This is a genomic window from Microvirga sp. TS319 (assembly GCF_041276405.1).
In the GTDB taxonomy this organism is placed as follows: Bacteria; Pseudomonadota; Alphaproteobacteria; order Rhizobiales; family Beijerinckiaceae; genus Microvirga.
This window is the reverse complement of the sequence record NZ_JBGGGT010000002.1, coordinates 1,143,704-1,159,868: the sequence shown is the minus strand read 5'-3', so window position 1 is coordinate 1,159,868 and position 16,165 is coordinate 1,143,704. Positions and strand designations below refer to the sequence as shown.

Here is a 16,165-nt window from a genome sequence, read left to right as displayed (position 1 = left end):
CAGCCGAAGCCGCCCTCCTTGATGAACCGAACGGGTTACGGCGCGACAGGCGCGAGATCGCCGTAGACGAGGGCTTCTTCGCGATAGATCGCCAAGGCAAGCCGCTCTTCAGCGCGGATCGTGACCTTGTTCTTGATGAAGTTGTCCTGGTCCTCGGTGGACACCTCGACCGTCGCGTCCTGACGGTCGAAGATCTGCGCGGCGAGGTCGAAGGCGCCGACCAGCGACTTGCCGACACCCATCGCCTGCGTTGCCACGACAGGGAGGCTCCACAACGTCGGCGAGAGCGTGCCCTGCGGATTGCCGATGATGTATCGGCCGGTCGTGTCCTTGAGCGTCTCGATATTGTGCCAGTTGATCGGGTTCAGCACGATGCCGTTCGGTGGGTACTCGGCAAGAGCCACCTGGAGCATCATGAGGCGAACCGTGTCGATCTCCTGATCTGCCGCAGCCGCGCCCGCCGGAGCGGCAAACGGCGTTGCCACCGTCACCAGGCCTTCGAGGTTCTGGCCGGTACCGCTGCCGTTGAGAAGCTGGTTCTCTTCGACATAGGCGAGGCCATAACGGAGGCGGTTATCGATCATTGACCGGAGGCCGGGGGCGTCCGCAAGGATCTGGACCGATGCACGCATCCAGTGCGCGATGGTACGAACATGCGCGATCGCTTCCTCGTACTGGATCTCGGACTGAGGCTTCAGCGCACCTTCCGCGACCGGAGCCGCGTTGTTGGTGAAGCCTTTCTCCTTGTCATACTCGATCGAGTTGGACGAGGTATTGCCCGGGGCGATCAGAGCGCGGATCGTCATGCGACGACGCGGCAACTCGACCGGAGCGGCGCGATCCGGACGCACAAGAGTACCCACGGATCCGGCAGCGTCGGTCGTGAGAGACGAAATGTCCTTCACCTCGACAATGTGGCGGCCGCGCGGGCGGGTCTGGCCGGCGAAGGACTTGAAGCCCTCGTCCTCAACGAACCGCTGGCCAGCAGTGCGCTCGCTGTCGCCCTGCTCTCGGCGGCGGGCCATCTTCTGCTCGATCTCGTCAAGCCGGGCCTTGGCCTCGTTCATGCCTGTGATAGCCTGATCCGCCAGTTCCTTGGCGGTGGATGCCATCGGCACACCCTTTTCGGCCTCGGCGAGCGCCTTCTCGGCAATCTCCTTCACCTTGTCGTGCTTGGTTTCGAAATCGCGCTTGAACTCGGCAGCCAGTTCGGCGGCCGACTTGCTGCCAGAGCCGCCCTCGTTCGGACGATCGAGGAAGATGCGGGGACCGACGACTGCAGCCGCGAGAAACGCGATGCCGCCACCCGCGAAGATACGGAGGTTCTTAGACATAGATTGCCCTTTCGAGGCTATGGGAGTGGAAGGTTCAGGACCGGCGCCCGAGGAGTACCTCGAGGAACGTGGTCGCATCGTCAGCCGCGGCGGCAGGTTCCCCCTGCCCCTTCAGGTGGAGACGTGCGGCACGCTCCGCCTGCGAGTTCGAAAAGCCCAGCCCCTTGAGCCAGGTCTCAAACTCTCGCTCTGTCAGCCGGTCCCCGGCCTTCAGCTTCTCGGTGAGGTCGTGCGAGGCCTTGGCGGCCTTCACGCTCTGCACGACCGCGTTTTCGTTTGCGCCGACCGACACGATGCTGACCTCCACGAGGTCGAGCTTTTCGAGCGTCCAGATACCCGTATCCGTATCGACGCTGTACTCCTTGATGCGATAGCCTATGGACAAGCCGTCAATGTCGCCTGCCTTGAGCAGAGCATAGGCTTCGCGGCCTCGTTGAACGTCCATGTTCAGTTTACCGTGCATCAGCAAGCCATGGTCATCCTCGGTGGCCTCTACCCACTTGCCGATTGGCTCGTCCGGGTTGTGCTGCCAGAACAGCTTCGGCATGGTGCCCTTGGCCTTATGGGCCTTCAGGCTGTCCGTATAGGCACCGGGGGCGACAACATCGCCGTAGGCATCAGGCTCACCGCCGAATGTCGAGCCGTAGCCCTCAAACTCGCCGCTGTCCTTGAGCGACTTGATCTCAAGAATTGGGGCCGTCTTGCTCATTGGGATCTCCGTTGATGGCCTGGGCGAGCGGGATGTCCTGCATCTGCACCGTCACCACGTCGCCGCCCTCGATCGGCGGCAGGTTTTCCAGGGCGCGGCACTCGTTGCGGGTAGCGATACCCATGCGGATTGCTCGCTCGTAGGCGTTGTAACGGCTCTCAGTGTCCCCCCGCAGAAGGCCTTCGAAGTTGAACTCAATGGTCAGACCTTGAGCCCGTCGCTCAGCCAGAGGGACAAGCTGTTTCATGAGCGCCTGCTCAATGCGCTTCAGGCGCTTGCGGAGGGTAAACTTCTGGAAGCCGAGCACATCGACCTCCTTGCTGGTGCCCCAATTCGAGGCCTTGTCACCAAAGCCCACCATGGCAGGCGGCACCCCGAAGAGCCGACAGATCTGCTCGCCGCTGAACTTGCGGCTCTCCAGCATCTGGGCATCCTGGGGGTTGATCGAAAGCTGTGTCCACTTGAGCCCGTTGTCGAGCAGCATCGGGCGACCATTCCGCATCGCACCGACGTATTTCTCTTGAAGCAGCGTCTCGAGCTGTTCGCGCTGCTCCCTAGTCAGTTGGACATCATCCCGGGTCGACAGCACGCCACCGGGGTTCACCCCGTTCTGAAACATAGCCCCAGCCGCCGTCTCCGCCGCAAGAGCATCCTCAAAGACGCTCCGGCAGGCTGAGAGGGTTGATGTGCCCGAGAGCCCGTCGCCCATCGCGCCGCGGATATGAAGCACCTGCTCTCCAGGTTTCACGATGCGGCGGCCGTCTTCCGTCCACTCGTATTCGAGGCTTCCGTCGTCCAGACGGCGCACCCGCACGAGGTCGGGGCGGATCGGATGGAGCGCGTTGATGGCGTTGTCGCTCGCACGCCGCTCCATCAGAGCGTAGGCGTTGCCCTGCAGCTCGACCGCCGCCGCCATGAACTCCCAGAAATCGACGGCTGTCTGGTCGTAGTTCGGGCTGTCGTGCAGCACGAAGTAGAGCGGATGGTCCCGAGCCACGCGGCGGATGCCGTCCGGACCCGTCCGGTAGACCATGAGCGGGAGCGAGCCGATCGTGCCGGCGATAAGCTGCACGCAAGCCCAAGTCGCGGAAAGCCCTACTGCGGCCCCGGCGCTCGCCAAGCGCAAGTCGCGATAGTCCGCAAGCGTGACCTGATTGGTGACGAAGTTGTTGCCGTTCTCGGTCGAGGCTAGCCCCCGGCGCGAGATCTCAACGTCCTTCTTGCCCGTCAGGCGGAGAACTCGTTGCAGCCAGCTCATGCGTAACTCGCGATCCAGGCATCGACGTTCATCGGTGCTTCTTTCCTGTCCCTCGACTTGAGACCCAGCGCCATCGTCATTGCGACGGCACCGTCGATGCGGAAGCGGGCCTTGTTTTTGTCGATCTTGCGCCCGCCAGCGGGGTCCATGACAGCCACTGCGTTCGCCATGTTCCAGTTGAGGACTGGGTTGCTGGGATGAACCAGTTTCCGGTCGATAACGGCCAACTCCATCGCGTCGATGGCCGGCGTCATGTCCTTGAAGCCCTGCCCCCAGGGGATAATCCGCAGTCCGTCGCCCTTCTCGCCGTCCTTGAACGAGGCGAAGTCGATGCGGTCGAACTCCTTGATCAGATCGTCCATGCGCCAGCGGTCATAGGCCATGCCGAGCACGCGATAGCGCCCGCAGAGGTCGGCGATGTGCCTGGCGATGACTTCCTTGTCGATGGATCGGCCCGGAGTCTTGAGCAGGAAGCCCTTCTGTTCCCACTCGACATAGCGATGGTTGCCCGCGCCAAAATCCCGGTTGGAATGCTCCTTCAGGAAGGCTTCCGGCTTCCAGAGGAAGGGCACAACCTTGGTCGGATCGCCCGCCGAGACCATCACTAGGGCCGTCAGGTCGTTGATGGACGACAGGTCAAGCCCGAGATAGACCTCCTCACCGTCCTCGATCTCCGCATCCCCTTTGCAGGCCATCCATTCAGCCCGGGAGATTAGGGAGGTCACCGGAGCCACGCGCTGGTTTAGGTAGAGGTTCCGGAACTTCGGCTCCTCGGCCGGCATGCGCTTGGCCTTGTCGGCGATGGCCTTCAGATCGTCGAAGTCGCGGAAGTCGTAGAGCGCCGGGTTTGCCAGTTCCCAGCACTTCGGGTCGAAGATGTCCTCCTGCTCCTCCGGAACAGCGTAGAGATGGCACACGATGGTCGGGTCCTTCGATCCGAGCCCGTCGTCAATCAGCTTCGAGAGGATGTGCTCCGGGTCGTTGCTCTGCGTCGAGATGGTGACGAAGAGAGGCTCCGCGCGAGCACCCATCGAAGTATCAAGAACGTCGTAAAGTTCGCGATCCCTTGCCTGAGCCAACTCATCGAAAATCACGAAGCTCGGGTTCAGGCCGTGCTTCGTCCCTGCCTCGGCCGAAATGGCCTTGTAGAAGCTCCCATTGCCATAACAGGCGATGGTCTTGGTCGAGTCCACGCACCGGAGCATCGCGGACAGTTCAGGATCCGACTTCACTATCTGGGAGGCGACCTTGTAGACCTGGCCGGCCTGCTCCCGGTCGTTTGCCGCGGAGTAGATCTCCCCGTTCTGGATGGCTTCTGGCCCGATCAGATGCACGAGCACGAGAGCCGCGATCAGAGCCGTCTTGCCGTTCTTGCGGGCGATCGACAGGATGGCCCGCCGCACTCGGCGCCGGTACTGTCCTTTCCGCAGCTCGTGGGGCTCGTAAATGTCCCGGATGAACTGCTTCTGCCACTCCCGAAGGACGAATGGACCGCCCTGCCCCTCACCTGAGGGGACCGTCAATGCCTCGATAAATCGGATGACGAGCTCTGCCCGATCAGGCCGTCGAACTTGCTGGCCGGTTTTTCGTCCGCCAGCTTTAGCGCTGCGCGGGCGACCGGATCGAGGAACAGGCGGGCGCCGATTGACAGCAGAAGCCTTGCCTGCTCGTTCATGTGCTTGAGCCATGGGTTCAGAACTGGTTGGCCTTGAGACCCTGCCTCGACATGCTTGAACTCAGGCTTGTTCACCTCCTCCACGCAGCGCTTGTGCTCGGCCCAGGCGCTGGCATAGGCAGCCAACAGGAAGGCGTCACAGGCAGCGTAGGTTTTCGGCGGCAGCGAGCGCTTGATGATCTCGATGCAAGCCTTCGCGTCGTCGCTCAGATGATCTGGGGCGACCACAGAGCCGCCAGCCACGATGCTCGTCTCAGGAATGGGCCGCTTGCCGGGGTTTCCTTCAAGGCGGCGAGCCTCTGGGGATTTCCTCGGGCGTCCCATGTTACATGATCCTAAAAAGGTTCGGAGTTTTGCGGAAACTAAAAGAAAACTGAGGGCGCCGGTCCAGACGCGAAAGGGGCTAGACTTCTACCTATCCCCCCTCTTATTCCCTCGACGTTCCACGACTAAGCAAACGAGGTCACTTTGAGGCTCGCTAAACCCATTCTCGTTCTTTTTAGCAGCATGCTCCCGATGAGCGCTTATGCAGACGGCTTCAACGTGTCGCCTGCGGAGTTAAACGTGCAGGTAAATGCTGTCTTTCGAGACTTCGACATTGAAGAGCGCGTTGTTCCCGGAAAGTGCAGCGATTTCAACGGGAAGGAGCATTATTGTGAGTTCCGGATCTTTGGGCTGTCCGTCACAGCGGTAGGCGAAATTCAGTCGAAGACAACAAGAGCAATCTTACTTGAGGGCCGCCCAGCCCAGCTGAATAAGCAAATGGAAGCGGCATTTGGCGCTCTATCGATTGCCTATGATCCGCAGGCACCGAAAGAAGTTCGCTATAGAAACACCACCGGACTGGTTAATGAAACCTTTGACCGGGGTCAGGCAAGTGCGGCGAGCTCCGAGGCCGTATATCTTGGCAAGCTTGAAAGCGGACGAGCAACCCTTACTCTGATGCGCAAGGATCGGTGACTACTAGTACCGGCCATCCGTCCTCTCCTACAGCCTGGAAGCGTCCTCGCTCCTCTCGCTGCTTGTCCCGGTCATGGTGTGGCTTGCACAAGGCCTGCCAATTGTTCTCGGTATCCCAGAAGAGAGCCGTGTCCCCCTTATGGGGAATGATGTGATCGACCACTGTAGCCGGGGTTACTCGCCCTTCCCGCTTGCACATGATGCACAGGGGATTGCGCATCAGGTAGGTCTTACGGGCTTTCTCCCAGCGGGCGTTGTAGCCTCTCTCTCGGGCTGAGCCTCTGCGCTGGTCGTATTCCCTGTTGCGGGCTCTGTGGTCTAATGGTTTCGGCATGAGCCAATTCAAAAACAGGGGCAGAGTATGGCTATCGATTGGGACCACCAACGCCGCAACAAGTTCTTTCCTGGCGATGCGCCTGCCGATTGGCCCAAGGGCGTGAAGGCCATCTCTATGAGTGGAGCCGGCCTCTTTGGCATCCATGAAGAAACGGGCGAGATCTATTGGGACGGCAAGCAGATCCTAATAAAGCGCCCCTTTGAGTTGGGGTGGGTTGAGCGGATCATCGCCGGGCTTGCTGCTCTCGCTACCTTTGGTGTCTTCATCCTTGAGTTCGGCCGCACAGTCTGGGGTTGGCCGGGTTAGGCCAGGTGGATGTCTCGGGCGATCATGTACTGCTGATCCCGCAGCATTTCTGAGCGTTGGAGCTCGATCTGGTTCTCTCTCAGGGAGAGGGTGAGGAAGCGGTAGAGAAGATCCATGGAGCTGCCTGTGTAAATAGAGGAAGCCAGTTAACAGCCCTTAACCATCGGTTTGTTTTCTCGGGGACCTTCTGAGAGGATGCGCCGCCAACCAGAGGAGAACCGATTGGCGAACAACCTTCACATTTCTTACGACCTTCAAAGACACGGGCAGAACTACCCAGCCGTGGCTGAAAAGATCAAGCAACTGGGTAATTGGGCAAAGGTGACCGAGTCTTTCTGGTATGTTCAGTCGAACTACACAGCAGAGCAGGCGGCGAAGCACGTTGCGAGCGCCATGGATGCGAACGACAAGCTTTATGTCGTCGACGCTAAAAACAACTCGGCCTACTGGTACAACCTAGACCCGATAGCCTCGGAAGCCATCAAGGCACGGTGGCAAATCTAGGCCTCCCTACCTCAACAGCCCCAGCCTCTCAGCGATGCTCTCTTCTACGTAGAGGTTGGGGCCTATCTCTACCATGACGACGCCATCGTCTCGGATGTAGGTCTTGCGGTGAGGCATGGAGGGCTTAAGATCACCGGCTTCTCACAAATGAGGGTCCAGTGTCGCTTTATGATGTTGTGAAAGGTCGCGCCTATGAACTGGCGCGAATTGCTACCGGCCGCTCAAACGATGAGGCCATCGGGGAAGGCTATAAAGACGTCTACGACTTGCTGATGTCTGATAGTGACCACCCAAGACAACAACAGTTCTTGATGTTGCTGACGAATGAGATGCCTGAAGGTCACCGCAAGGTTTTGCTCGACGGCCTTGCTGAAGAGTATGCCGATGTGGAGGGCTGGATGGCTTACGTCGACCGGGAGTGCGACTAAGCCAGAGGCTCATTGGAAATGCCCCGCGCGATCATATCGCCGGGGCAACCGCTCTAAAGCTAACGCACTCCGGGTGAAAATCACCAAGAGTGTTTTGAGAAGCTATATTTAGTATCACCACTCGCTAGGATCAAGAGCAGCATACAAGTATCTACAGATAAATACTCGATCCTCACAAGAAGAAACCCCGCTTTAAGAGCGGGGTTTCGATTTATTCAGAGACTGCAGCTCTTACTGGAAGAGCTTGAGGATCATCTGGCTGTTCTGGTTCGCCATCGAGAGAGCCTGCACGCCGAGCTGCTGCTGGGTCTGCAAAGCCTGGTTGCGGGTCGAAGCCTCGTTCATGTCGGCATCCACGAAGGAGCTGACGCCAGCGGTGAGCGAGTCGGACAGAACGCCGATGAACTCCTCCTGGGTCTCCAGCAGCGCCTTGTTGGCACCCAGCATCGCAGAGCCGGCTGTCACCTGCTGGATCGCTTCATCCACAAACGCGAGGGATTCGGCAATGGGCGAGCTTCCAGGCACTCCAGCTGTGCGGGTGTAATTGGTGTATGAGCCTGCCGACAGAACTGTACCGGTGTCACCTGGCGTCAGACCTCTTAGAACCAGTTTGCCGCTCGAAGCGTCAGCAACGACGCCATAGCTTGGGACTGTTCCATTGATGGAAGAAGCGATCTGCAGGAGATCCGTCTCTGCGCCGACGGTGAAGGTTTTGGGAACACCGTCAACCGTGAACTTGATCTCGTCGCCTTGTGAAAGGTTTGCACTCCGCAGATCTGTAACAAGATCAGTATCGTCGAACGTCAAGGTCGCGTATGTATCAGCAGCTGGCCCAATACCTCCCGGGAGTCCGTCTGAACCATAAGTGGGAGCAACTGGAGTGGCAGCACCATCGGCGGCCGGCTTCTTGAGATAAGTCGCAGTCACAGGCACGCTCGGGTCCAGTGACGTGATGCGAAGCTGGCCATCCACCACAGCGGCTTTGACCTGCGTATTGAAGCGGACGTCGTCGTTGATGCTTTTGACCAGCGTGTTCAGATCGGAAGCATCGCCCGAAGTCAGCCTATGTTCCTGTTCGGCAGAGACACCGATCTTGATCGCAATCTTGTCGTCGGTCTCGGCACCAGATGGCACGGTCACATCTACGAAAGTAGAGATCAGTTTTATCTGTGCGACGTCATTGAGAATGCCGCCTGTACCAGCAGTGGTATTCGTGAACAGCTTTGTCTTGGAAGTATCAATCGACAGCGTGCCAACAGAGTTGGTGCTGCCGTCATAGGACGTGACGAGCATCACGGTTTCAGCCACGCCGGCGAGCCAGTTCTGTCCATTGAACGAAGCCGAGCCAGCAGCACTCTTCATACCAGCAATGTGAGCGTCGAATTCGGTTTGGATCTTGGCCAGATCGGCACCGGGCTGGGTCGCAGCCACAAGTCCTGCCTTCATCTTGTTGAGATAAGTCAGCGTCTTGTCCATGGCCGAGGTGAAGGTGTTGATCATTGCCTTGGACTGGCCAATGGCGTCCTTCACGGCGCTGAGAGCGCCGTTGTCCGACTTCATCGCGGTCGCGATCGACCAGTATGAGGCATTGTGCGAAGCCTCGCCCACGCGCAGGCCTGTCGAGATCTGGTTTTGATTCTTGTTCATGGCTGACTGCGTGGCCTTGAGGGCCTGCAGAGCGGTCATGGCGGACAGGTTGGTATTGATCGAAGACATGCGCTTCTTCCTTGAAGAATGGGATTTCAGGGAATGTCGGGGTCGCACCGACCCAGCGGAGTGGCATCATGCCTCGAGGAGACCTCGATCCGCTGTTCACATGACATCCGGGCTCGACCGGTACAATGGAGTGGCTTCATGCCTAGCTTCAGAGCGAAGCCTACCAAAGTGCTTGTTACGCGCAGGGGCGTATTCACTATTTTCGGGACGTGAAGCTCGCACCTGCGTGAGGAATTGTTAGCCATCTTTTAAAGTTAACCGGTTAATTGATGGTTAAAACATCTTGGGAAGAGAGCTCGTGGCTGAACAGGGCGTTCATCTCTCAAACCCGCACAACACTACTGTGTTTCGCCTTCAATCTCACCTTCCTTCCCAGGAAGTCGATGAGCACCTCCACCCTTCCCTTTGAGAGCATGGAGACGACACGGGCCTGAAGGTCGGTGAAGGCTCCAGCGGTAAGGCGCACTGTCTCTCCAGGCGTATACTGCGGGCCAAGATCCGGGAGGCGTGTGAAATCGAACTCGCCGGCCAACTCCCGCTCGAGCAGCCGCGCCAAGGGATGCGGACGGTCCTCAGGCGCCGGGATGCGGGCTGGCACGCCAAAGCCATCCCTGACGACGCCCTCTACGCCGTCCACGCCACGGAGCTTGTAGAAGTCCTGATCCGAGCGGAGGCCAATGAAGAGATACCGCGGGAAGAGCGGGTTCTCTCGCCCCTCCTTCTTGCGGGCATGGACGACCCAGCGTTTCGTCTGGGGGAGATAGGTCTGATAACCGGCACGACGGAGGCCCAGCTGCGCCCTCCTCTCGCACTTGGGATTGCAGACGACCACGAACCAGGTGAAGCCTTCGAAAGTCTCAGGAGGCGTATGGTTCGGCAGTTCCGTGCCAGTGAAGTAGTGGCCGGGGCCGGGATCAGGGCTCAAACCATCCAAATAGGCTTGGATCTCGGCAGACAGGGCGAAGCGGGGGAGATTCGTGCTCATGGGGCCTTCCAGGGCGTGAGGGGCATGGAATACGGCGTCATCAGCGGGTGGCGTGGGTGGCCGTTCTTTGCCACGCCAAGACAATGCAGGGGCTTGCCTACAAGCTGCGCCATGGCCGGGACACGATCCCATCGAGAGCGGAGGCTCTGCGGGACCTTGGACGCCGGACCCCAGGCGACAATCACGGTGTCGGCATCTCTAAGGATTTGCCAAAGGTGGTCATCATTATCGGGGCCGACCGCGTCGAAGGCATTGCGCAACTCCTTCACATCGGTCGCCCGATAGGCGAATAGGTTGCCGACGATCAGATGCCCAAAACCGTGCTGTTGCGCGAAGCCACGACACTTGCGGATTGTGGCGTCATCCTGCGCAGCATCGGCGGTGGATGGGTTGATCATGATGAAAGCGACGGACTTGGTGCCGTGCCGATCGCCGCGCTCCAGCCGGTAGCGGTATAGGCCGCACTCGGAGATGATGGCGGAACTAGCATTGAACAGATCGCTCATTATGCTGCTGCCTTCCGTTGGTTGTGGCGTGAAGCTGCGTTCTTTCTAGTGGCTCTCGTCATGGACCGCTTGGCTGCCCTGGACGCTTCCAGCTTCTGCGAGGCAGACACGAGTGACGCCTTGAGGTTCGGGTCATCGGTGGCTGGAATGGCGATAGCGCAGATCCGAAGAAGCGCCTCATACTCGTTGTCGCCGAGCCTCATGCTGCACCTTCGTTCGGCGGGAACAGAGAGGGGAAGAACCATCCCAGCCCCTTCTCAGCCTTCGTCTGCATGGGCGTCTTCATCAGCTTGCCCTGTTCCTCGAAATGCCCCTTCCAGGCGTCCCAGGCCCGAGTGCCTTCCTGGACCCACACCATCGTTCGGCCGCGCTCGACGGCTGCGGCTGCCTTGCGCTCTTCCTCGACGAACCCAGCCCAGCCCTTTTCGCGAAGCCAGTTCTGCGGAGCCTTCAGCTTGCGGCCTTCCCGGCGGCAAAACTCGACATAGCGCCGAGCCACCTTGGAGGCGTTGTCCTGATCGTCCGCCGGCATGCGGTAGAACCCGCTCTCGACACGCTCCCAGTTGATCGTCGGATCCGCTGGCCATGCCTCCCGGAAGCGATCGAAACGAGCGCTGGCCGTCCTAGAGGGGACTTCATCCAAATCAATCGAAGAGCCCGCACCCAATTCCCCCTCGGGGGCTAGGGGGGTAGGTTCAGTGATAGGTTCTTCTGATAGGTTAGGGCCGCAATTTGCGGCTGAGGTCCCCCGCACGGTGCGGCTGAGGTGGCCGCAATCTGCGGCTGACCCCTCGGCCGCAATTTGCGGCTGAGGTCGCAAGCTGTTGTGTGCCCTCGCACGATTGGACGCTAAGTCGTTCTTGAGCCGTTCACGGCTGAATAGGATCGTGATGAGCTTGCTCTGCTCGCCACCGTCCGCACGGCGGCCACCGCGCGGGCTGCGCTTGATGAAGCCAGAGGCCTCAAGCTCCTTGATGTGCCGGTCGACGCTGTCGACGGACTGCTCGGAGTCGTCGGCGAGCGTCTCGCGCGAAGGCCAGCAGATGCCCTCCTCATCCGCATAGTTGGCGATGGCCAAGAGGAGCGCCTTACGGGCTGGAGAGCCGGTTTTCTGGGCCGCAGCCCATGCCATAGCCTGGAAGCTCATTCGGCCGCCCTCGCCTGCTTCCGGACAATCCCCCAGGCCTCCAATAAACGGATTGGCTCGTCACGGCCACGAGTGATGGCGTAGGGCGCGCCGTTGACGATCATGAGCCGCCGGAACTCCTTCTGGGGATCGCTCAGGCGGCCGTCATCAGCCTTGAGCTCGATTAGGCCAATCGTAACCGTCCCGCCGATCACCAAGAGGTCGAAGACGCCTCGTGTAAGGCCCGGCTGACCGAAGGCCCTTTGGTTCGGGATGGCGGCAACCAAGGTGTCCGGCAGACCGAAGGCGCGCCAATGATCGATGGTGGCCTTTTGGATAGCCGCCTCGGAGATACGCACCTTCATGCGGCACCTGCCTGGCGCAGCTGCGCCTTCGCCGCATCCTCAATGATCAGAGCACGAGCCAAGCCCTTCTCACGCCGGATCCAGCCGCGTTCCTCAAGGCACACCAAGAGCCGGTGCGTGCAGCTCTTCGAGCTAAGGTCCAGAGCCTCCGTCATCTCGTCCAGAGACGGCGCAATGCCATTGCTGTCGATGTATGCGGCGATAAACCGGAAGAGCTCGTTCTGCTTGCGTGTGAGGCCCGTGATCATGCCCGAGCCCCCTTTCCTTTGCAGGCGCCCCAATCGGCAGCCCAAAGTGCATCTGCCCATTGCTGCAGGCCCCAATCCTCTCCGGGGGTGATCGTCGCCGCTACTTTGGCGACCACACGCGACCCGTGAAGGATCGTGGTGTGATCGCGGCCGCCGAGGCTTCTGCCGATCGAAGGCAGCGACATCAATGTGAACTCGGTAGCGAGCCACATCGCGATCTGGCGGGCCCTTACAAGCGACTGAGTGCGCCGCTCCGTCTTCATGTCGTGGACCGGCACCATGGACGCCCGGGAAGCCGCACTGAGGCACTCAACCAGGGTCGCCGTGCGACGATCCTGCAAGTTCAAGGCCGCGTGGCTCCAAAGCGGAGCGATGCAGGCAAGCGGGTCGTTGACGATCGGCATAGCTCCAGCGCTGACGACCGGGTCGAACTCCTGGAGCGCGCGACCCGCAGCACCGAAGGTCAGCCCGCAAATCGTGGCGGCGCGAGTCGGCTCCGAAGTGAGCGAACGGACCAGCACGACGACTGCGACTTGGCGCGCGAGCGCCGCGACTTTCGACAGGTTGGCCAGCATCTCCTCAAGCGGGATCTCGGCCCGGGTAGCCACGGCATCAAGGATCTTGGCTTCTTGCTCACTGATCACAGGACGCCGCAGCTCCTCGAAGTCCTCCTGGTCGGGTTCCGGCTCACCAAGAGCAGGCGCATCGGGGAGACGGTTCTTCATGCGCGGCCGCACCGAGAAGAACGTCGCATTCAACGCGCGGCGGTTGGCTTGCATCTGCTCAAGCGTTGTTGGGTTCGGGAACGGAACTGCCATCATCAAGCTCCCATTCCGTAACGGCGCTGCAGCTCGGTCGGCGCCTTTTCCTCGCGTACGCGTGCACGTGCACGTGCAGGAGGAGCGCTCTCAGGGGTCGTGTTCTCGACGCCCTTGGCGAGGTCAAACATGCCGAGTTCCTGCAGGTACAGTGCAAGGATCGCATTCTGTTCCTGAATGGCTGGGAGATCCTTGCGGCGCAGGCCGACGACTTGCTTGAGCACCTTCACGTCGTAGCCCACGGCCTTGGCTTCCGCGTAGATGTCGCGCTTGTCGGCATTGAGCTCTGCGATCTCGCCTTCGATGCGCTCGACACGGTCAACGAAGGATTTGAGCTGGGTACGTTCGATACCCCTCATGCGCGTGCCCTCCCCTTTGCAGCACGAGCACGGGCCGCTTCAGTAAATTCGTGGATCTCAGCTTCGGCGCGCTGGCCGATGGTGACGAGGCCTTCCGCCTCTTTCGGAGTGATCACACCGTCCTTGGCAGCCTCGTGGAATGCAGATGCAACCTGACCGAGAGCGCCGATGGCTTCCACGGCAGCTTGGTCCAAGACCGGCAACGGGTTCTCGAGCGCGGCCTTCGGGGCAACCGCGAACCCGAGGGCGTCGGCATAGGCGTGGAGGAACTCAGGCCGGCCGCCCATCTCAACGACCGCCTTCTCGATATCGAGCATCACGTCGACCGGCGCGAAGACGGTCTCATGCGGCAGGCCGTACCGGGACAGGAGGGAGTCGCCACCGCGGGTGATCTCAGCCCGCTCAACAGCAGCTCCGCCCCCAAGGGTTGCAAGAAGCGACCGCCAAGTGGCCTTAAGACCGGAATAGGGCAGCATGCGCCCGCGTTCGATGTTCACTGCGCGTTCCTATTTTGAATTGAGATGACGGGAGCCCCAGGACCGGCAATAACCGTAGCCATGGAAGCGGGGACGAAAGGAAAGGCGCGGGCGACCGAAGACGGTTGCGCATGGTCGCCCGCGCAGGTGGCGTCAGCGGGGGGCGTTTTGCTGACGCGGGAGGGACAATATGCTAGAAGCGGCATCACTTCGCCCGCCGAACAAGGACGTATCCGTCCTGGGTGAGGAAGTAGAAATCACCCGATGCCGTAAGCCTGTAGCGTAGTTTTCTCGTCATCATCTAGAATAATCCCGAATAGTTATCTTTCGTCAGGCTAGGCTATGCTTTTATGCACTCGGTAGCAGGAAGATGCAGATGTGCGGAGACTACGCATTAGGCAGCCTTCTCCTTTTGAAAAGCACGACGGCGTGCTACAATGAAGGCTCGTATCCGGGCAGCCTTCTCAAGCGTGACGGTACTTCCAGCGCGGAGGCGCATGACCAGTTTCCCGTCATTGACAGCTTTGCGGCCAAAGGTGCTCTCAGCCATGGGGTTGGCCCGCAGAAAGGCCTCGATGTCGTGAAGAAGCTTCAGTGTCTCGCTCATGCCCATCAACATAATGGGCAAATGCCCTTCACGTCAATGGGCAAAGGCCTTATCGACGATGGGCAAGAAAGTGGGCAATCTCCCACTATGGATGACGCGCAGAAAGATCAATGGCGAAAGAAGCTCGAAGGCGAGCTAAGACGCCAGAACAAGGACATGAAGCGGGTTTCGATCGAAGCGCGCTTAGGGGCAACCTATGTCCGCGACTTCCTGAAAAAGGGGCGCGGAAAGATGGAAAATCTCCGCAAGATATCCCAGGTGCTCACGGGGGATCCTGACTGGCTGACATCCGACGACCCGTCACCTGCGGGGGCCGAGAAAGAACCGGCGCCGACGCGAACGATCTCACGCCCGTCGATCGCTCCGAACGCGTCCCAGATTGTTGCACCCCCAGCCCTCAGTACGGACGTAATCCCGGTAAAAGGCCTCGCGGTTGGCGGCGACAACGGCAAGTTTATCTTCAATGGGGAGACGCTCGGAACAGTGCCGCGCCCGCCAGCTCTTGTTGGCGTTCCAAACGCCTATGCTACCTATGTTTCCGGGGATAGCATGTACCCGCGCTACAAAGCCGGTGAACAGGTCTGGGTACACCCCAGCCGCCCTCCCCGACGCGGAGACGATGTTGTTGTGCAGATCCATCCTGAGGAGGAAGGCGAGCCCCCTGAGGGATACATCAAAGAGTTCGTAGCGTGGACGCCTACAATGCTCGTACTTCGCCAGTTTAACCCCGACAAAGAGATTGAGATCGACCGAGACCTCATCATAAGCGTCCACCTTATTATCGGCTCTTTGAAAGCCTAGTGTTCCAGCCGTTCTAGGAAGTGCTCAGGGACATTCCCCTCTTTTGCAAGAATGCTTGTCCCTTCGCACTCTCCTGTCGCTGTGTCAGCGATGGTCGAAAGGATGACACCTCCTACAACACCGGAGCTTGGATTAGTGAGAGCCCGGCTCAATGCTCGCTTGGCAACTTCCTCATTTCTAACCGCCATTGGCTGACCGATCAGCACGCGGCTCCCCTTCTTTGCCGCGACGAAGGGTTGAAATACGAACACCGTTTCTAGAGTCATTTGGACCTCATGTTAGCTACTCATTAAGGCTGGCGCAGCGTCGCGAACATAACAAGAACATTCATGGCGAAGAGCCTGATTATTTGATCGCCCTGTGAATCAATGTGGACAATTGCCCACTCTGCCCAATGGGCATATGTGGCGGGCAACTGCCCATTTTTGCTCTTGACCAATGGGCAAATGCCCTTTAGCTTGCTTCTCATCCACTCCACACGGATGAGCCGCTATGCAGTCCCTTCCACTCTTCACTCTTGAAGTCGTCCGCGATGGCTTCGCTATCGTGTTCCTGATCGGTGTTGTCGGCCTGTCCTGCGTAGCGCTGGGGGGCTGAGCCATGGGAGATGTTGTTCTCTTTCCGCCTCGCCTTCGTCCTATTCGCCT

Annotated in this window: 20 protein-coding genes and 1 pseudogene; 5 read left to right on the top strand and 16 right to left on the bottom strand. The window is 59.7% G+C overall.

Going from position 1 to position 16,165, the window contains the following annotated elements; all coding sequences use genetic code 11:
- Positions 1-35: 35 nt before the first annotated feature.
- The 5 genes from AB8841_RS14970 to AB8841_RS14950 are packed head-to-tail and all read right to left on the bottom strand — an operon-like array spanning position 36 to position 5,300.
- Complete coding sequence (locus AB8841_RS14970; RefSeq protein ID WP_370436625.1) at positions 36-1,334, bottom strand: phage major capsid protein; 1,299 nt, start codon at positions 1,332-1,334, stop codon at positions 36-38.
- Positions 1,335-1,368: 34 nt separating this feature from the next.
- Positions 1,369-2,043, bottom strand: a complete 675-nt coding sequence (locus tag AB8841_RS14965; protein WP_370436624.1) for an HK97 family phage prohead protease — start codon at positions 2,041-2,043, stop codon at positions 1,369-1,371.
- On the bottom strand, positions 2,018-3,301 hold the full coding sequence (locus AB8841_RS14960; RefSeq protein WP_370436623.1) for a phage portal protein: 1,284 nt from the start codon (positions 3,299-3,301) through the stop codon (positions 2,018-2,020). The genes AB8841_RS14965 and AB8841_RS14960 overlap by 26 nt, the downstream gene beginning before the upstream one ends.
- Positions 3,298-4,824, bottom strand: coding sequence for a terminase large subunit (locus AB8841_RS14955; protein ID WP_370436622.1), 1,527 nt, complete (start codon positions 4,822-4,824; stop codon positions 3,298-3,300). The genes AB8841_RS14960 and AB8841_RS14955 overlap by 4 nt, the downstream gene beginning before the upstream one ends.
- Complete coding sequence (locus tag AB8841_RS14950; protein ID WP_370436621.1) at positions 4,821-5,300, bottom strand: P27 family phage terminase small subunit; 480 nt, start codon at positions 5,298-5,300, stop codon at positions 4,821-4,823. The genes AB8841_RS14955 and AB8841_RS14950 overlap by 4 nt, the downstream gene beginning before the upstream one ends.
- Positions 5,301-5,492: 192 nt before the next feature.
- Here AB8841_RS14950 and AB8841_RS14945 point away from each other — a divergent pair, with 192 nt between their 5' ends.
- A complete protein-coding gene (locus tag AB8841_RS14945; RefSeq protein ID WP_370436620.1) occupies positions 5,493-5,936 on the top strand; it encodes a hypothetical protein in 444 nt (147 codons plus the stop codon).
- Here the strand turns inward: AB8841_RS14945 and AB8841_RS14940 are convergent.
- On the bottom strand, positions 5,911-6,135 hold the full coding sequence (locus AB8841_RS14940; protein WP_370439274.1) for an HNH endonuclease: 225 nt from the start codon (positions 6,133-6,135) through the stop codon (positions 5,911-5,913). The genes AB8841_RS14945 and AB8841_RS14940 overlap by 26 nt on opposite strands.
- Positions 6,136-6,297: 162 nt before the next feature.
- Here AB8841_RS14940 and AB8841_RS14935 point away from each other — a divergent pair, with 162 nt between their 5' ends.
- The 3 genes from AB8841_RS14935 (at position 6,298) to AB8841_RS14925 (ending at position 7,511) form a co-directional block, all read left to right on the top strand.
- Positions 6,298-6,579: a hypothetical protein gene (locus tag AB8841_RS14935; protein ID WP_370436619.1), complete on the top strand. Its 282-nt coding sequence runs from the start codon at positions 6,298-6,300 to the stop codon at positions 6,577-6,579.
- A gap of 222 nt (positions 6,580-6,801) precedes the next feature.
- Positions 6,802-7,083, top strand: coding sequence for a hypothetical protein (locus AB8841_RS14930; protein ID WP_370436618.1), 282 nt, complete (start codon positions 6,802-6,804; stop codon positions 7,081-7,083).
- 158 nt (positions 7,084-7,241) lie between these two features.
- On the top strand, positions 7,242-7,511 hold the full coding sequence (locus AB8841_RS14925) for a hypothetical protein (protein ID WP_370436617.1): 270 nt from the start codon (positions 7,242-7,244) through the stop codon (positions 7,509-7,511).
- A gap of 231 nt (positions 7,512-7,742) precedes the next feature.
- Here AB8841_RS14925 and AB8841_RS14920 read toward each other — a convergent pair whose 3' ends face one another.
- From AB8841_RS14920 to AB8841_RS14880, 9 genes and pseudogenes are all read right to left on the bottom strand, one after another.
- Positions 7,743-9,227, bottom strand: coding sequence for a flagellin (locus AB8841_RS14920; RefSeq protein WP_370436616.1), 1,485 nt, complete (start codon positions 9,225-9,227; stop codon positions 7,743-7,745).
- 322 nt (positions 9,228-9,549) lie between these two features.
- Positions 9,550-10,212: a transcription termination/antitermination protein NusG gene (locus tag AB8841_RS14915; RefSeq protein ID WP_370436615.1), complete on the bottom strand. Its 663-nt coding sequence runs from the start codon at positions 10,210-10,212 to the stop codon at positions 9,550-9,552.
- A complete protein-coding gene (locus tag AB8841_RS14910; protein ID WP_370436614.1) occupies positions 10,209-10,718 on the bottom strand; it encodes a DUF1643 domain-containing protein in 510 nt (169 codons plus the stop codon). Before AB8841_RS14910 ends, AB8841_RS14915 begins: the two co-directional genes overlap by 4 nt.
- A 199-nt stretch (positions 10,719-10,917) precedes the next feature.
- The gene (locus tag AB8841_RS14905) at positions 10,918-11,850 is read right to left on the bottom strand and encodes a helix-turn-helix domain-containing protein (protein ID WP_370439273.1); all 933 of its coding nucleotides are present in this window, start codon (positions 11,848-11,850) and stop codon (positions 10,918-10,920) included.
- 11 nt (positions 11,851-11,861) lie between these two features.
- Positions 11,862-12,209, bottom strand: coding sequence for a hypothetical protein (locus AB8841_RS14900; protein ID WP_370436613.1), 348 nt, complete (start codon positions 12,207-12,209; stop codon positions 11,862-11,864).
- The gene (locus AB8841_RS14895; protein WP_370436612.1) at positions 12,206-12,457 is read right to left on the bottom strand and encodes a LexA family protein; all 252 of its coding nucleotides are present in this window, start codon (positions 12,455-12,457) and stop codon (positions 12,206-12,208) included. Before AB8841_RS14895 ends, AB8841_RS14900 begins: the two co-directional genes overlap by 4 nt.
- Positions 12,454-13,278: a helix-turn-helix domain-containing protein gene (locus AB8841_RS14890; protein ID WP_370436611.1), complete on the bottom strand. Its 825-nt coding sequence runs from the start codon at positions 13,276-13,278 to the stop codon at positions 12,454-12,456. Before AB8841_RS14890 ends, AB8841_RS14895 begins: the two co-directional genes overlap by 4 nt.
- A 125-nt stretch (positions 13,279-13,403) precedes the next feature.
- Positions 13,404-13,634, bottom strand: a pseudogene (locus AB8841_RS14885) (DUF2312 domain-containing protein); the annotation flags it as partial.
- A complete protein-coding gene (locus tag AB8841_RS14880) occupies positions 13,631-14,131 on the bottom strand; it encodes a hypothetical protein (protein ID WP_370436610.1) in 501 nt (166 codons plus the stop codon). The pseudogene AB8841_RS14885 and the gene AB8841_RS14880, both read right to left, overlap by 4 nt.
- 355 nt (positions 14,132-14,486) lie before the next feature.
- On the opposite strand from AB8841_RS14880, the gene AB8841_RS14875 reads away from it, so the two are divergent.
- A complete protein-coding gene (locus tag AB8841_RS14875; protein WP_370436609.1) occupies positions 14,487-15,518 on the top strand; it encodes a helix-turn-helix transcriptional regulator in 1,032 nt (343 codons plus the stop codon).
- On the opposite strand, the gene AB8841_RS14870 is transcribed toward AB8841_RS14875, so the two are convergent.
- Positions 15,515-15,784 carry a hypothetical protein gene (locus tag AB8841_RS14870; protein ID WP_370436608.1) on the bottom strand — a complete coding sequence of 90 codons (270 nt, stop codon included), beginning with the start codon at positions 15,782-15,784 and terminating at the stop codon, positions 15,515-15,517. The two genes, AB8841_RS14875 and AB8841_RS14870, sit on opposite strands and share 4 nt — an antisense overlap.
- Between the last annotated feature and the right edge of the window lie 381 nt (positions 15,785-16,165).